The organism is Aminobacter sp. 01T433, from assembly GCF_056398585.1.
On sequence record NZ_JBFTPR010000001.1, the window covers coordinates 1 to 14,470 of the forward strand.

The following is a 14,470-nucleotide window of genomic DNA, read 5'->3' on the forward strand; positions in this document are numbered from 1 at the left end:
GGTGATGAGCCCCCAAGCCCGGGCCTTGCGGCGGCTGGCGGTGAAAGCCGAGGCGACTGAGCGGGGCAAGAACACCGAGCGGGGCGCGAACGTCGCGCCACATACATAAACTAGGAAGGCACGGCCTCGCGCCCCGCTTCCCGAACTTTTCATCACAATGGCCAGACCGGAAACGGGGCGTGGCGGCGGAGAGGTGTGAGGGACAGCACCCCCCTCTGTCCTGCCGGACATCTCCCCCGCAAGGGGGGAGATTGGCAGCGTCAGGCATGACGCCCGTTCTGCGATGGCAGCAACAGGAGGTTGGGGTTGGCGAAAGTGGAGCCGTTGGCTGATCTCCCCCCTTGCGGGGGAGATGTCCGGCAGGACAGAGGGGGGTGGAAGGAATGAGAGCGGGCAGGTCTGCGCCGCCCCTCATCCGCCCTTCGGGCACCTTCTCCCCGCAAGCGGGGAGAAGGAAGAAGTCAGAGCAAGCCCGCCTGCTCAGCTTCGCGCTTCAAATTCTGCCTGGGGCGCGGGCCGATCTGCTGGATCACCAGGCCGGCGGCCAGCGAACCGAGGTCGCCGCAATCCTTGAGGGAGCGCCCTTGCGTGTAGCCATAGAGGAAACCGGCGGCATAAAGGTCGCCGGCACCGGTGGTGTCGACAAGCTCGCGGATTTCGGTTGCCTGGATCACCACCGTCTCGTCGCCGCGCACGATGACCGAACCCTTCTCGGAGCGGGTGACGGCGGCGATCTTGCAGTCCTTGCGGATCTGGGCGAGCGCTTCATCGAACGAAGACGTCTCGTAGAGCGACTTGATCTCGTGGGAATTGGCAAAGACGATGTCGATGGTGCCCGAGCGCATCAGCTCCAGGAATTCTCCGCGATAGCGGTCGACGCAGAAGGAATCCGAAAGCGTCATCGACACTTCGCGGCCCGCCGCATGCGCGTGTGCCGCGGTCATGCGGATCGCTTCCTTGGCCAGCGGCGGGTCCCACAGATAGCCCTCGAAATAGGTGACCTTGGCCCCGCTCGCCTTGTCGGCCTCGACGTCATCGGGCCCGAGCTCGACGCAGGCGCCGAGATAGGTGTTCATCGAGCGTTCGCCGTCGGGGGTGACGAAGATCATCGAGCGCGCCGTCGGCGGCACACCGTCGAGTGGCGTCGTGTCGAAGGCAACGCCTTGCGCGTGGATGTCGTGGGTGAAGATCTCGCCGAGATGGTCGCGGGAAACCTTGCCGAAATAGGCAGCGCGTCCGCCGAAGGAGGCGACGCCCGCCGCCGTGTTGCCGGCCGAGCCGCCCGAGGCCTCGATCGCCGGGCCCATGCGCGAATAGAGCAGCTCGGCGCGCTCGGCGTCGATCAGGTTCATCGCGCCCTTGATGATGCCGTTGTTGGTCAAAAAGGCCTCATCGCATTGGGCGATGATGTCGACGATGGCGTTGCCGATGCACAGCACGTCATATTGGCTCATCAGGGTCTCCGCGGCGGTGTGCCGTTAAGGTGGACAAAACCGCTCCGCAATAACGGCTCGCGCGGCATTTGCAAACCCCGCGAATTTGTCGCGCCGCCGCTTGAGGCCTTGGTCGACGCTGCTTATCTCTTGCTCCGAACAGGGGATGACACAAGAATGATATTCGCCGCCGCAAGCACCGCCGCAAGCCAGCTCTTTTCGAGCGAGTTCAGGCAGGTGTTCTTGAAGACGCTGGGGCTGACGATCCTGGCGCTCATCGCATTGTGGTTCGGCATCCGCGAGGTCTTCGACTGGCTCGCCTGGCCCTGGATCGAGGCATTGCTGCCCGACATGCCCGCCTGGACCGGCTGGCTTGGCCTGATCGCCGCGATCATTGCCGGCATAGGTCTGGCGTTGGGCTTGGCGCTGCTGATCGCGCCGGTGACGGCAATCGTTGCCGGCCTGTTTTTGGACGATGTCGCCGAAGTGGTCGAAAAGACCGACTATCCCCGAGATGCCCCCGGCCGCCCGGTGCCGGCGCTGCGTTCGCTGGTGCTGGCCATAAAATTCTTCGGCATCGTCATTTTGGGCAATCTGCTGGCGCTGTTTTTGATGTTCATCCCCCTCGTCAACATCGGCGCCTTCTTCCTGGTCAATGGCTATCTGCTCGGCCGCGAGTTCTTCGAGTTCGCCGCCATGCGCTTTCGCTCCGAGCAGGACGCCAAGGAATTGCGCCGCCGCAACGCCGGCACGGTGTTTCTGGCAGGCCTGGTCATTGCTGCCTTCCTGGCCGTGCCGATCCTCAACCTTTTGACCCCGCTCTTCGCCGCCGCGATGATGGTGCATCTGCATAAGGCGGTGTCGGCGGCGGAGGTGGCTACAGCTCGAGCCTAGCGCTCATCGGCGGCAAACAGGGCCTGCAGCTTGCTATAGGCCATGCCGTCACGGGCGAACTCGAACGAGCCATCGCCCAGCATTTCGCGCGACGCCCGCTCCATCATGCCGAACGCATAGGTGGTGAGCTTGGAGCCGAGCGAGATGCGCTTGGCGCCGGCCTCGCCGAGGGCCGCGACCGAAAAGCCCGGCACGGCCAGCACGTTGACGGGCTTGCTGAGGGAGCTGCACAGCGTGCGGATCATGCCGATATCGGTGATCCCGGGCGCATAGAGCACGTCGGCCCCGGCCTTCTCGAACGCCTGCAGGCGCCTGATCGTGTCGTCGAGATCGGGCCGGTCCCACAGGAAATTCTCCGAACGCGCCGTCAAGACGAAGTCGTTTTTGAGCGCGCGCGCGGCCTCGGCCGCCGCGGCCACCCGCTCGACCGCATGCGAAAACTCGTAGATCGGCTTGTCGGCTTCGCCGGTGTGGTCCTCGATCGAGCAGCCGGCAAGTCCAGCGGCTTCAGCCGCAAAGATCGTCTCGCCGGCACTTTCGGGGGTGTCGCCCTTGCCTTTTTCGAGGTCGGCCGAAACAGGCAGGCCGGTGGCATGGGCCATGTCGCGGCAATGGTGGATCATCGTCTCAAAGCCAACGCCGCCGTCGGGCAGGCCGCGCGAAAAGGCAAATCCGGCACTCGTCGTTGCCAGCGCTTCGAAGCCGAAAGAGGCCAAGAGCTTCGCCGTGCCGACATCCCACGGATTGGGAATGATGAAGGCGCCGGGCGCCTCGTGAAGTTTCCGGAAAACCGCGCCCTTGTCCATCGCCTAGCCCTCAAGACTGAACCGAACTGGAGGGATACTAGCCCGGACTTCTGGACCTCACAAATCCCCTTTTCAGCGTAGGGGGATCAGTCCTGCCAACTGGCGCATGTCGTCGAACAGGACACCGCCGGCAGCGGCGAGCCCGTCGCGGTCGGAGTGCGGATCGCCGTGATAGGAAAACACCCGCATGCCGGCCGCGGCACCGGCCTGGGTCCCGGCGACGCTGTCTTCAACGACGATGCAGTCGGCCGGATCGAAACCCATCTTGCCGGCTGCGTGCAGGAAAAGGTCGGGGAACGGCTTGCCGCGCTCGACCATGGTGGCGGAAAACAGCACGTCTTGGAAATGCGTGAGAAGCCCGGTCTGGCCGAGTGTCATGTGCATCTTGCCGACGCGCGCCGAAGACGCCACGCAATAGCCGATGCCGGCAGACTTGACCGCATCGATGAAGGTTTCGATGTGCGGGATCGCCTGCACGCCGCTGCCAAACAAGTCCGGCAGTTCGCGATACCAGCGCTCGACGAAGTCAGGCCCGAGGCTAATGCCCGTCGCCTCGACCTCTTTTTGCACCGACACCAGGCTGCGCCCGACGAATTGCCGGCGGCACTCCTCGTAGCTCACCGGATAACCGGCTTCGCTCAGCCAAGACGACAGCCGCCGGTTGGCCAGCGGCTCGGTGTCGACGAGCACGCCGTCGCAGTCGAAGATGACGAGCTTGGGCGCCCTCATGCGGTGCCGGTCGAGCCAAAGCCACCGGCGCCGCGTGTCGTCGCTGCAGCGAGGTCGCGTTCCTCGACCACGGCGCGGGTCACCGAAGCGATCACCATCTGGGCGATGCGCATGCCGCGCTCGACGTAGAAGTCTTCGTCGCCGTGGTTGATGAGCAGCACCTTGACCTCGCCGCGATAGTCGCTGTCGATGGTGCCGGGCGTGTTGAGGCAAGTGATGCCGTGCTTGAAGGCGAGGCCGGAGCGCGGACGAACCTGGCCTTCGAAACCTTCTGATATCTCGAACACCAGGCCTGTTGGCACCAATGCGCGCTTGCCGGGCAGGATCAGGAGGGGACGGTCGTCGGGCACTGCAGCGCGCAGGTCCATGCCGGCGGCACCCGCGGTCTCATAGGACGGCAGGGGCAGCTCGGCGGCATGCGGCAAGCGGACGATCCCGATGACGGGGGCGGAAGAGTTTTCAAGGGCGGATTTCATGGCGGCGATCCTATGGGACGGTCATCGAAGAACGTCAATCCCGATATCTGCGCTCTATGTTTCAGATGAGGCAACTGTGTGGTTTTCGCCATGCGCCGCAGCGACACGCAGCTGCAACCTGGGTCGGATCGACATACGCACGCCGTTTACGCTTTGTTATCCATGCTGGCTGAGTCTGGGCGAAGTCAGCGCCCATGATTGCGGGCCAAAATGGGGTCGATGAGCCATGTGCCGATGGGCTGCCTATCTCGGTGATGAGGTCTTCCTCGAAGACATCGTGACAGCGCCCTGTCATTCGCTGATCGCCCAGAGCCACCACGCCCAGGAAGCGAAGTCGCCGACCAATGGCGACGGTTTCGGGCTTGCCTGGTATGGCGACCGCCCGGAACCGGGCCTCTATCGCGACATCTTGCCGGCGTGGTCGGATCCCAACCTCAAGAGCCTGTGCCGGCAGATCAAATCCGGCCTGTTCCTCGCCCATGTCAGGGCTTCGACCGGCGGCGCCACCAGCCGGTCCAACTGCCACCCCTTCATCTCAGGCCGCTGGAGCTTCATGCACAATGGCCAGATTTCGAGCTTCGAAAAGATCCGCCGCCGGCTTGAAGCGAGCATCGGCGACGAACTGTACGACCAGCGCCAGGGCACGACCGATTCCGAACTGTTTTTCCTGCTGATGCTGGAGGAGGGGCTGGATACCGATCCGCATGGTGCGGTCGCGCGCGCCACCGGCCGTGTTGTCGCGGCAGCGCATGACGCCGGCATCGATCCGCAGCTGAAGCTGACCGCCGCCTTCAGCGACGGGACAAGCCTGTTTGCCGTGCGCTACGCCACCGACGCGCACGCGCCGACGCTCTACACCAGTGACCATCGCGGCTCGACTGGCCGTTGCATCGTCTCTGAGCCGTTCGACCGCGACGGCCAGAGCTGGCGGGCAGTGCCGCCGTCGAGCTTCGTCACCATGACCCGCGACGGCATGTCGATCAGCACGTTCCAGCCGGTGGATTCAGGCTTGCGCGCTGCCGAGTAGACCGCTGGCGCATCAATGATGCGTCAGGGCGTGGTTCATCGGCTCCCAATACATTTTCTGCCAGCCGTCTTCGAGCATCTGGTGCGTCGACCTGGGATAGCCGTTCTGGTCGAAGACAAGCCTTGTGCCGGTGCCGTCGGCCTGCAGCTCGAAGCGGACAATGGAAAAAATGCCCTCGGGCCAGGCGCGCGAACGCCATGTCTGGACGATACGGCGGTTGGGCACCAACTCGATATTGCGGGCTTCGATGTCACCGCCGAACATCAAAACCTCGCCGCCCTCATGCGTCGAGATATGGGTCGCGCGGCCGCCCGTCATCGCCTGGAAACGAGCGGAGTTGAGCAGCAGGTCGTAGATGTCCTTTGGCTTGCCTTTGAAATGAACTTCCTGATGGATGGTCATGGCGACCTCCTGGATCGCAGCTGCATGACCCGGAAAGTCGGAATCGATTTTCAGAAAGGATCATGCACAACTTCAAAGCGCCACAGCGTCCTTTCCGCGTCCAAAAGGACGCCGCGCTGCGGAGCAAAAGCATCGCATTGATCGACGCTTTTGCGCATATTTTCCGCCCGTCTGGTGTGGCCGTCAACGACAACATGCGGCCCTCCCTATGCCAAGTCGCAGGTCGTCGGGAGTTCGATTTCGGTTCAGGCCGTAGCGTCCACCGCTGCGCCGAAGCCTTGCAGGATTCCGCCCCAGCCACCCTCGGAATCGAGCATCACGGCCGTCTCCTCGGCCTTTGGACCCATGTTCTCGAGCAGCCGGTGTTCGAGATCGACGCGGGTTCCCCCGCCAGCGAGGGGAACGAACCTGACCTCGATCTCGGTGTGGAGGTCGGGATCGAATTTCCAGTCCGTTCCGATGCGCCAGGCGAGCACGATGCGCTGGGGCGGCTCCCAGGCGATGACGTCGCCCCATGGGCATTCGCTGCCGTCTTCCCCGGTCTCGTACCAGCGCCCGCCGGCCCGTGGCTCGATGGTCGCTGTTCTGAGCGGGGCCGTGCCGATGCTGTGGGTCTTGGGCCACCAGCTCGAAAAGCCTGATGTGAAGACGTTGAAAGCCCGCTCAGGGCTTGCCTTGACGGTGACCGTGCGGCGCACGGGCGACGGCGAAATCGTGACTGTCATGTCTCGTTCTCCCTATCTGCATCCACTCTATCTGCTTGTGATTTGAACTCGTCGAGCGCCTCGCCCCAGAGTTGGTCGAGCCAGGCCCGTATGCGACCGAGCCCGGCAGGGTCGATATGGTAGATATTGCGCGCGCCCTGAGGTTCCATGCGCACCAGCTGCGCCTGCTTGAGCACCTTGAGATGCTGCGACACCGCCGATTGCGACACAGGCAGTCCGCGTGTCAGCTCCGCCACCGAACGCGGCCCGGCACTGACGCGCTCGAAGATCGTGCGGCGCGTCGGGTCGGCGAGTGCGGTGATCTGGGAATAATCATAAGCCATGACTAATCATAAGTTATAACTGATAATCAGTCAACCACTGCGAAAACCTGCGCCTCGCTTGTCTCCTGACAGCTCGTTGGCAGGAGACAGTTTGCAGTTTCCGCCTTCGCTGCGTACCTGCGCGAAAGCGCTCGGTGTCCGTTTGGAACACAGAGCCTGCGCGGGGGCGCAATACAGGGACGAAAGACTGATGACGGAAGACCCAACGCAAGCCGCTCCGGCGCTCAAGGAGATTTTTGACCGGGCTCGCCTTCGCCACATCGCTGATGAGACGGCTTCTATTTCGCCAGCCTTCGACGCGGAAAAATTCATGGCCCTGGCGACCGAGAACCTTGACGAACTCGGCATCATGCAGCGCCTGCGGCAGACGGCGATGAGCTTGCATGGCAGCCTGCCCAGCAACTTCGAGCACGCAATCGGAGTGCTGCATGAACTGGCGCCGCGCATCCAACATGGCTTTGCATCCATCACCCTGTCCGAATATGTCGCGCTCTATGGCAAGGGGCATTTCGAGCAGTCGATGGAGGCGCTGAAATTCTTCACCCGCTTTGGTTCGGCCGAATTCGCCATCCGCCATTTCCTGGCGCGGGATTTCGACAGGACGCTTCAGGTGATGCGCGGCTGGGCGTTGGATGAAAACGAGCATGTGCGCCGGCTTTCGAGCGAAGGCTCGCGCCCGCGCCTGCCGTGGTCGTTCCGGCTGAAGCCGCTGATCAAGGATCCTTCACCGACAGAACAGATTCTTGAGGCGCTCAAAAGCGATTCGAGCCTTTACGTGCGCAAATCGGTGGCCAACCATCTCAATGACATCTCCAAGGACCATCCGGACCGGGTGATCGACCGTGTCTCGGCATGGGACATGGACGACAAGAACACCGCCTGGATCGTCAAGCATGCGCTGCGCACGATGATCAAGAAGGGCGATACGCGCGCGCTTGGCGCCATCGGCACGACGGGCACGCCGATGGTCCGCGTCGAGGCGTTTGCGGTATCGCCGGCCGCCATCGCGCTCGGCGGCCGCATCACGCTCAAGGCGAGCATCGCCTCGACCGCCGCAGCACCGCAGCAACTGGTGGTCGACTATGCCGTCCACTACGTCAAAAAAAGCGGCGGCAGCTCGAAGAAGGTCTTCAAGCTGAAAGAGATCAACCTGCCGGCGGGTGGCCAAAAGGAACTTTCGATCAGCCAGGCGGTGCGCGACTTCACCACGCGCAAGCACTATCCCGGCCATCATCGTATGGAACTGATCGTCAATGGCGAGACGGTTGCCGAGGGCGGGTTCGAGTTGAGAGGATAGGTTGGCGCGACGCTCGCAATCCCTCCCCACAAGGGGGAGGGAGGTCCTGAACGCCCCGTCTCGTTCCAATTCCTCGACAGTCGCGGCAACGGCTGTTAGAAGCCCGCCATCACAAGGAATCCCCGATGGCTGAAGACATCGAAAAGGCGGTGGCGCGCCGCCGTACTTTCGCGATCATCGCGCACCCTGACGCCGGCAAGACGACGCTGACCGAAAAGCTGCTGCTGTTCGGCGGCGCCATCCAGCTTGCCGGCGAGGTCAAGGCGAAGAAGGACAAGATCCAGACCCGCTCTGACTGGATGAAGATCGAGCGCGAGCGCGGTATCTCGGTGGTCACCTCGGTGATGACCTTCGAATATGGCGACAACGTCTTCAACCTGCTCGACACGCCCGGCCACGAAGACTTCGCCGACGACACCTATCGCACGCTCTCGGCGGTCGACAGCGCGGTCATGGTCATCGATGCCGCCAAGGGTATCGAGCCGCGCACGCTGAAGCTGTTCGAGGTCTGCCGCCTGCGCGACATCCCGATCATCACCTTCGTCAACAAGATGGACCGCGAGGCGCGCAACACCTTTGAGATCCTCGACGAGATCGAAGAGAAGCTGGCGCTCGACACTGCCCCGATCACCTGGCCGATCGGCCAAGGCAAGACCTTTTCCGGTACCTATCACCTTGCCCAGAACGCAGTGCGCCACGGCGATGCCGAAAAAGAGCGCACGCCGGTCCATGGCCCGGACTCCAACCGAGCCGCTGGCCTTCTGCCCGACAATGAGCGCCCGGCCTTTATCGAGGAACTGGAACTTGCGCGCGAAGCTTGCCGGCCCTTCGACCTGCAGGCGTTCCGCGAAGGCCATCTGACGCCGGTCTATTTCGGCTCGGCGCTGCGCAATTTCGGCGTCCGCGACCTGATCGAGGCTTTGGGCGAGATCGGCCCGCCGCCGCGCGCCCAGGAAGCCGATACCCGCAAGGTCGAGGCAACGGAGGAGAAGATGACCTCCTTCGTCTTCAAGATCCAGGCCAACATGGACCCCAACCACCGCGACCGCATCGCCTTCGTCCGCGTCTGCTCGGGCGAGCTCAAGCGCGGCATGAAGGCCAAGCTCGTGCGCACCGGCAAGCAGATGAGCCTGTCGGCGCCGCAGTTCTTCTTCGCCCGTTCGCGCATCACCGCCGACGAGGCCTATGCCGGCGACGTGGTCGGCATCCCCAACCACGGCACGCTGCGCATTGGCGACACGCTGACCGAGGGCGAGGATATCCTGTTCCGCGGCGTGCCCAATTTCGCGCCGGAAATCCTGCGCCGCGTCCGCCTCGGCGATGCGATGAAGGCCAAGAAGCTCAAGGAAGCGCTGCACCAGATGGCCGAAGAGGGCGTGGTACAGCTGTTCCAGCCGGAAGACGGCTCGCCGGCGATTGTCGGTGTCGTTGGCGCGCTGCAGATCGACGTGCTGAAGGAACGGCTGTCGGTCGAATACACGCTGCCGGTCGACTTCGAGATGGCGCGGTTTTCGGTCTGCCGCTGGATCGACGCCGACGACAAGGCCAACCTGCATCGCTTCATCGAAAGCCATCGCGGCGACATCGCGCGCGATCTCGACAATGATCCGGTGTTCCTCGCCCAGCACGAATTCTCGCTCAACTACGAGGCCGAGCGCTGGAAGATGATCCGCTTTGCCGCGATCAAAGACTATCAGGTCCGCGACATCGTCGCATGACAATGGCGGAGCGGTTTTGCCGCTCCGCGTTTCGTCATTCCGTCATGTAAATCGCCTAATGACATTTCCGTGCCGCTGTCGACCTTGGTCCAAGCCAAGGTGGGTGACAGGGTGGCAGTTGAGATGTTCAATGCGCCGTTGCCTGTGCAGGGCCCGGCGGGCCGATGCGCTGGCACGGAGGAATGACGACGCATGATGGTTTCAGCATTGATCGAGCGTGAATTGACCCAGATCGGCTCTCCCCTACGCAACGGTGTCTTCGTTGCCGTCGTCGGCCCCAGCGGTGCCGGCAAGGACACGCTGATCGCCTATGTCCGCGAACGCCTCGGCGACGATGAGCACGTCGAATTCGCCCGCCGCGTCATCACCCGCCACAGCGACGGCGCGACAGAAGATCACGATACGCTGGCCGACGCCGCCTTCGTTGAGGCCGACGCCTCCGGCGCTTTCGCGCTATCCTGGGAAGCGCATGGCCTGCGCTACGGCATTCCTGCCGCCGTCGACGATGCGATCGATGTCGGCCATGTCGTCGTCGCCAACACTTCGCGCGGTGTCATCCCCGCTTTGCGTCAGCGCTACGCCAACGTCGTGGTGGTCGAAATCACGGCATCGCCTGAAATCCTGGCGGAACGGCTTGCCGCGCGCGGCCGTGAATCGCGCGGCGAGGTGCTGGCGCGCCTGGCGCGCACCGCCCCGCACGATCTCTCGGGCCCCGGCCATGTCGCCATCGACAACAGCGGAGTGGCTGATGTTGCCGGCGAACGCTTCCTTGCGGTGCTGCGCAAGGCGGTCGCTTTTTCGGACGTGTCAGGCCTGGTGTGATTGCGTAAGTGTAGGCTTACTCATTGATGCGCAGCATGTGATTGTCCCACACATATTCCGGGCGGCTTGCCTGGTCGCCATTCGGTTCAACGATAAGGCCCGCGCCCGTGGTGGCGAGGAAGCCGTCGCGGTCGGGTGCCAGGCCGCAGACCTCGACCAGATCGTTCCTGGCGACCACCTTGCCGCTTTTGGCCTCGATCATCACCCAGGCATTGCCTTGGGGTGATGATACCGCCACAAGGCCCGCGTCGCGGTTGGCAGCCACCGAGCCGATATAGTTGCGGAAGCCGCCGAGGATGTCTTCGGGCATCTCCAGCATGGCAAGTTCTTCGCCGCGCCTGGCGCGCCCGACGAGCAGCGGCCTTTCCGTCGCCGGCCCCTCATGCTGGCAGCCGAACCAGACGGTGCCCTCAGCGTCGATATCCATGTGCCGGATCGACAGTTGGTGCAGCGTTTGCGGCAGTTCGTGCTTTTCCCTGAGGTCGCCGGAAACGCGGTCGACCAGCACGAAGGACGGCTTCATCGTCGGGATATTGAGCTTGGCGCGGCCGAAATCCGGGTGGGTCTCGATGCCGCCATTGCAGATCGCAAGCGTCTGGCCGTCGCCGAGCAGGATCAGCTCGTGCGGGCCGACGCCATAGGTCGGGAACTCACCGAGACGGCGGAAACCGTCGCGCGCGTCGTAGATGCCGACCATGCCGGCGGCGTTGTCGAAATCGTTCTCGGTCACATAGAGCAAGGCCCCGTCGGGCGAAAACACGCCATGGCCGTAATAGTGCCGGCCAGCGATGCTCGGGATGGTCAGCGGCTCATCCTTGCCGGTATGGTCGAAGACCAGCATGAAGGTGCCGGGCTGGCGCGCGAACACCACCGACTTGCGCGAGATCGGATCGAAGGTGACGTCGTGGCCACGCTCTGGCAACGCCACGCTGTGCAGGATCTTGCCCGCCTCCGACAGCACCGCAACGCCATATTCGCCCGTGCGCGCTTGGTAAGCTGTCGCGAACATAGCGTCGGTGTCGAGCGCCAGAGCACGCTTGGCCGGCGTGAGCGACATCAGGAAAGTCGCACCTGCCGCCTTGAGGAAATCGCGGCGGTCGAACAGGGGCGTCCGCATGTCAGTCCCCGTCGAGCGAGGAGAAGCCCGCGGTCAGCCCGAGCGCGCCGGCAAGCCGCGTGCCGAAGAGTTCCGACAGGCTGGAGGTCACGACACCGAAATAAGTGAGCTTTGCGCGCTTTTCCGGGTCAGCGAGCACCGCATCGATCGGCCCGGTAACACCAGTCACCGCATTTTGTGCGTTGGCGAATTCGAAATCGATCGACTGCGCGATCCATTCGGAATCCGTGGGCAGCAGGCTGCCGAATTTCGAGGCGTCGAACAGTGCCTTCATGCCTGACATGTTGCCGCCGAGCGCGGCGGCGGTGCCCTGCGAACGCCAGTACAGAGCTTGCTTGGGCTTGTCGGACGCCGCGTCCTTGCCGAGGAAGCCGCCGACGCGAACATCTCGTACGAGCTCCAGTCCGTTGACATAGACTTCGAGCAGGGCGGTCACCGCCTCCGACGCGCTGCGGTAGAGCGCGTTTTGCGGACCCGGATGCTGCCACTGGCTGGCAAAACCCTTGTCGTCGCGCCATGCGGCGTCGACCTCGGAAGCGATGGCGGCGATATTGCCTGAGATCGCCTTGCCATAGGCGCAGCGATAGGCGGCTGAGGTGCCGGACAGCTCGTCGGCGCCGGTGCCAAACAGAACGAACTCCAGCGCGCCGAGACCCTGCATGGCGACGCTCTTCTGCGCGAGCTTGGCTGCGTCGGTGGCTGTTTCATCCTTGTCGGCAAGGGCTGCCTGTACCTGCTTTAGCCCGGTGCCCTTGCGGTCCGGCCAAAACAGCATGCGCTCGAGCCGGTTCTGTTCGGTGATCGGCCCGAAGCGGATGATCTCGATTTCCGACCAGGTCACGGTTGTCTTGGAGAAGGCTTCGCGTGCGGCCTTCAAATTGTCGGTCGAAGGTGCCGCGCAGAGCGTGTCGACGCTCTTTCCAAGTGCCGCCGTATCTTGCACCAGCCGGCCGTAGGTGGGGCGGATGAAGCCGTCGATGGCATTGGCGATCACCTTGTCCGAGGCCTGGTTGGCGTAGGCCGCGGGCGCGGGCAGGATGAGGCAGGCGACAAAGGCAGCTGCGAGCGTATGTCTAGCCATCAGAGCGACTCCAGGAATTTGACGAGGGCTGCACGGTCATCGGTGGCGAGCCCGGCAAAACGGTCGCGCGCGCCCTGCGCCTCGCCGCCATGCCACAGGACCGCCTCGGTCAGGTTTCGCGCCCGCCCGTCATGCAGGAAGAAGGTGTGGTCGTTGACGGTCTTGGTCAGGCCAACGCCCCACAGCGGCGGCGTGCGCCATTCGCTGCCGCTGGCGTCGCCAACCTGCTGGCCGTCGGCAAGGCCTTCGCCCATGTCGTGCAGCAGGAAGTCGGAATAGGGCCAGATCAGCTGGAAGGCCTGCGCCTTGTTGGGCGCGTCGCGGCGGGTGACGAATTTCGGCATGTGGCAGGAGGCACAGCCGGCTTCGTAGAACATCTGCTTGCCGCGCAGCACTTGGCGGTCGTCGACGTCGCGGCGCGCCGGCACGGCAAGGTTCTGCGAATAGAAGGTGACGAGATCCATGATCGGGTCCGGCGCCTCGACAGGGCCCAGCCGCTCCTGCACGCCCGTCGGCATGGCGCGGCAGGCGGTCTGGGCTTCGGTGCAGTCGCCCCAATGGTGCGGAACTTCAGGCGTCGAGATGCCGATGTCGCCGGCAAAGGCATCGGCCGACTGCTGGCGGATCGACGGTGTCTGCGCCTTCCAGCCGAAGCGGCCGAGCGTCAGTTCGCCGGTCTTGCCGTCACGCACGATCGAAGCCTTGCCGGAGATGCCGTCGCCGTTGCTGTCGTCGGGGTCGGCATTGGCGAGGATGTCGGCGGGGTGGATCTGTTCGATCAGCCCAAGGCCGATCATCTGCGGTGTCACACGCGGCGACAGCGTCGTTGCGGGATGCATCGGGCCATAGCCGAGATCGCTGACCGAATAGCTCGGCTTGCGCAGCGAAAGCTTGGTGCCGTCGCCGAGCTCGACCGGAAGCTCTTCGTAGGAGATGACCATGTGGCCTTCGCCCGCGAGGCCGGGAACGGCGAGGTCCTGAAACTGGGCGCCATAGACGGGATCGGGGAAGTTCAGCACCTTGCGGTCGGCAAGGGCTGTCTTCTCTTCGTCGGTCTCTGCCGGGCGGGCCAGCCTGAAGAACATCGAGGTCGCATCGGCCTTGCCTTCAGGCGGATGGCCGCGACCGTCCTTGAGGTGGCAGCTCTGGCAGGCGCGCGCATTGAACAGCGGTCCGAGGCCGTCGGAGGCCTGGGTCGAAGAGGGCGAAGACACCCAAAGCTTGGTGAAGAAGCCATTGCCGAGCTTGAAGGTGCCTTCTTCCTCGAAGGTGATGTTGGCGGAGGATTGCGAGAACGCGTCGCGGTTGGCGCTCTTCTTCGAGGTTCCCGCGCCGCCCTGCATCAGCTCGAACTGTTCGGCCTTGCTGAAGTCGGTGGTCGGCGTGACGATCTTGTCGACGCGCGCCTTGTCTGAGGGCTTGAGATCGTGGCGTTCAGGGGCAAGCCCGTCCGGAACCGGCTCGCCGGCGAGGCAAGGCACGGCAGCCGCGAGAAACAGCAGGCTCGCCACGACGCTGCGAAGTGCCGGAGCACTTCGCTTGTCGTATGTCTTGTCGGTGCTGATAGGCGCACCCGGCAATATGCGGCGCGTTAGTGAAAAAATGCGCCGCATTCCGGCA

15 protein-coding genes are annotated in these 14,470 nt (G+C 63.8%); 5 read left to right on the forward strand and 10 right to left on the reverse strand.

Annotation, left to right across the window (positions count from 1 at the left end):
- Positions 1-461: 461 nt before the first annotated feature.
- A complete protein-coding gene (locus tag AC1DLV_RS00005; protein ID WP_476800589.1) occupies positions 462-1,454 on the reverse strand; it encodes an adenosine kinase in 993 nt (330 codons plus the stop codon).
- Positions 1,455-1,610: 156 nt separating this feature from the next.
- Between AC1DLV_RS00005 and AC1DLV_RS00010 the strand changes: the two genes are divergently transcribed.
- A complete protein-coding gene (locus AC1DLV_RS00010; protein WP_476800588.1) occupies positions 1,611-2,327 on the forward strand; it encodes a sulfate transporter family protein in 717 nt (238 codons plus the stop codon).
- Here AC1DLV_RS00010 and AC1DLV_RS00015 read toward each other — a convergent pair.
- From AC1DLV_RS00015 to dut, 3 genes are all read right to left on the reverse strand, one after another.
- Positions 2,324-3,133, reverse strand: a complete 810-nt coding sequence (locus AC1DLV_RS00015; RefSeq protein ID WP_476800587.1) for an isocitrate lyase/PEP mutase family protein — start codon at positions 3,131-3,133, stop codon at positions 2,324-2,326. The two genes, AC1DLV_RS00010 and AC1DLV_RS00015, sit on opposite strands and share 4 nt — an antisense overlap.
- Positions 3,134-3,205: 72 nt before the next feature.
- Positions 3,206-3,862 carry an HAD family hydrolase gene (locus AC1DLV_RS00020; RefSeq protein WP_476800586.1) on the reverse strand — a complete coding sequence of 219 codons (657 nt, stop codon included), beginning with the start codon at positions 3,860-3,862 and terminating at the stop codon, positions 3,206-3,208.
- Positions 3,859-4,338, reverse strand: a complete 480-nt coding sequence (gene dut, locus AC1DLV_RS00025; protein ID WP_476800585.1) for a dUTP diphosphatase — start codon at positions 4,336-4,338, stop codon at positions 3,859-3,861. Before dut ends, AC1DLV_RS00020 begins: the two co-directional genes overlap by 4 nt.
- 226 nt (positions 4,339-4,564) lie before the next feature.
- On the opposite strand from dut, the gene AC1DLV_RS00030 reads away from it, so the two are divergent.
- On the forward strand, positions 4,565-5,365 hold the full coding sequence (locus tag AC1DLV_RS00030) for a class II glutamine amidotransferase (protein WP_476800584.1): 801 nt from the start codon (positions 4,565-4,567) through the stop codon (positions 5,363-5,365).
- A 12-nt stretch (positions 5,366-5,377) separates the two neighbouring features.
- On the opposite strand, the gene AC1DLV_RS00035 is transcribed toward AC1DLV_RS00030, so the two are convergent.
- The 3 genes from AC1DLV_RS00035 to AC1DLV_RS00045 all read right to left on the reverse strand — a co-directional run bounded on the left by AC1DLV_RS00035 (position 5,378) and on the right by AC1DLV_RS00045 (position 6,815).
- Positions 5,378-5,767: an SRPBCC domain-containing protein gene (locus tag AC1DLV_RS00035; protein WP_476800583.1), complete on the reverse strand. Its 390-nt coding sequence runs from the start codon at positions 5,765-5,767 to the stop codon at positions 5,378-5,380.
- 245 nt (positions 5,768-6,012) lie between these two features.
- Complete coding sequence (locus tag AC1DLV_RS00040) at positions 6,013-6,492, reverse strand: SRPBCC family protein (protein ID WP_476800582.1); 480 nt, start codon at positions 6,490-6,492, stop codon at positions 6,013-6,015.
- Complete coding sequence (locus AC1DLV_RS00045) at positions 6,489-6,815, reverse strand: ArsR/SmtB family transcription factor (protein ID WP_476800581.1); 327 nt, start codon at positions 6,813-6,815, stop codon at positions 6,489-6,491. Before AC1DLV_RS00045 ends, AC1DLV_RS00040 begins: the two co-directional genes overlap by 4 nt.
- Positions 6,816-7,005: 190 nt before the next feature.
- Between AC1DLV_RS00045 and AC1DLV_RS00050 the strand changes: the two genes are divergently transcribed.
- The 3 genes from AC1DLV_RS00050 (at position 7,006) to phnN (ending at position 10,652) form a co-directional block, all read left to right on the forward strand.
- The gene (locus AC1DLV_RS00050) at positions 7,006-8,112 is read left to right on the forward strand and encodes a DNA alkylation repair protein (protein ID WP_476800580.1); all 1,107 of its coding nucleotides are present in this window, start codon (positions 7,006-7,008) and stop codon (positions 8,110-8,112) included.
- A gap of 125 nt (positions 8,113-8,237) precedes the next feature.
- On the forward strand, positions 8,238-9,830 hold the full coding sequence (locus AC1DLV_RS00055; protein ID WP_476800579.1) for a peptide chain release factor 3: 1,593 nt from the start codon (positions 8,238-8,240) through the stop codon (positions 9,828-9,830).
- A gap of 192 nt (positions 9,831-10,022) precedes the next feature.
- Positions 10,023-10,652: a phosphonate metabolism protein/1,5-bisphosphokinase (PRPP-forming) PhnN gene (gene phnN, locus AC1DLV_RS00060; RefSeq protein ID WP_476800578.1), complete on the forward strand. Its 630-nt coding sequence runs from the start codon at positions 10,023-10,025 to the stop codon at positions 10,650-10,652.
- Between the two features lie 16 nt (positions 10,653-10,668).
- Here phnN and AC1DLV_RS00065 read toward each other — a convergent pair whose 3' ends face one another.
- Genes AC1DLV_RS00065 through AC1DLV_RS00075 form a run of 3 tightly spaced genes read right to left on the reverse strand, consistent with a single transcriptional unit; the run spans position 10,669 to position 14,463 of the window.
- Positions 10,669-11,769: a DUF1513 domain-containing protein gene (locus tag AC1DLV_RS00065; protein ID WP_476800577.1), complete on the reverse strand. Its 1,101-nt coding sequence runs from the start codon at positions 11,767-11,769 to the stop codon at positions 10,669-10,671.
- A gap of 1 nt (position 11,770) precedes the next feature.
- Positions 11,771-12,850 carry an imelysin family protein gene (locus AC1DLV_RS00070; protein WP_476800576.1) on the reverse strand — a complete coding sequence of 360 codons (1,080 nt, stop codon included), beginning with the start codon at positions 12,848-12,850 and terminating at the stop codon, positions 11,771-11,773.
- Positions 12,850-14,463 carry a di-heme oxidoreductase family protein gene (locus AC1DLV_RS00075; RefSeq protein ID WP_476800575.1) on the reverse strand — a complete coding sequence of 538 codons (1,614 nt, stop codon included), beginning with the start codon at positions 14,461-14,463 and terminating at the stop codon, positions 12,850-12,852. The genes AC1DLV_RS00070 and AC1DLV_RS00075 overlap by 1 nt, the downstream gene beginning before the upstream one ends.
- Positions 14,464-14,470: the final 7 nt, after the last annotated feature.

Bases quoted from the DNA above. Each gene is read 5' to 3' on its own strand.
- AC1DLV_RS00005 (WP_476800589.1), bottom strand. From the start codon at position 1,454: ATGAGCCAATATGACGTGCTGTGCATCGGCAACGCCATCGTCGACATC.
- AC1DLV_RS00010 (WP_476800588.1), top strand. From the start codon at position 1,611: ATGATATTCGCCGCCGCAAGCACCGCCGCAAGCCAGCTCTTTTCGAGC.
- AC1DLV_RS00015 (WP_476800587.1), bottom strand. From the start codon at position 3,133: ATGGACAAGGGCGCGGTTTTCCGGAAACTTCACGAGGCGCCCGGCGCC.
- AC1DLV_RS00020 (WP_476800586.1), bottom strand. From the start codon at position 3,862: ATGAGGGCGCCCAAGCTCGTCATCTTCGACTGCGACGGCGTGCTCGTC.
- dut (WP_476800585.1), bottom strand. From the start codon at position 4,338: ATGAAATCCGCCCTTGAAAACTCTTCCGCCCCCGTCATCGGGATCGTC.
- AC1DLV_RS00030 (WP_476800584.1), top strand. From the start codon at position 4,565: ATGTGCCGATGGGCTGCCTATCTCGGTGATGAGGTCTTCCTCGAAGAC.
- AC1DLV_RS00035 (WP_476800583.1), bottom strand. From the start codon at position 5,767: ATGACCATCCATCAGGAAGTTCATTTCAAAGGCAAGCCAAAGGACATC.
- AC1DLV_RS00040 (WP_476800582.1), bottom strand. From the start codon at position 6,492: ATGACAGTCACGATTTCGCCGTCGCCCGTGCGCCGCACGGTCACCGTC.
- AC1DLV_RS00045 (WP_476800581.1), bottom strand. From the start codon at position 6,815: ATGGCTTATGATTATTCCCAGATCACCGCACTCGCCGACCCGACGCGC.
- AC1DLV_RS00050 (WP_476800580.1), top strand. From the start codon at position 7,006: ATGACGGAAGACCCAACGCAAGCCGCTCCGGCGCTCAAGGAGATTTTT.
- AC1DLV_RS00055 (WP_476800579.1), top strand. From the start codon at position 8,238: ATGGCTGAAGACATCGAAAAGGCGGTGGCGCGCCGCCGTACTTTCGCG.
- phnN (WP_476800578.1), top strand. From the start codon at position 10,023: ATGATGGTTTCAGCATTGATCGAGCGTGAATTGACCCAGATCGGCTCT.
- AC1DLV_RS00065 (WP_476800577.1), bottom strand. From the start codon at position 11,769: ATGCGGACGCCCCTGTTCGACCGCCGCGATTTCCTCAAGGCGGCAGGT.
- AC1DLV_RS00070 (WP_476800576.1), bottom strand. From the start codon at position 12,850: ATGGCTAGACATACGCTCGCAGCTGCCTTTGTCGCCTGCCTCATCCTG.
- AC1DLV_RS00075 (WP_476800575.1), bottom strand. From the start codon at position 14,463: ATGCGGCGCATTTTTTCACTAACGCGCCGCATATTGCCGGGTGCGCCT.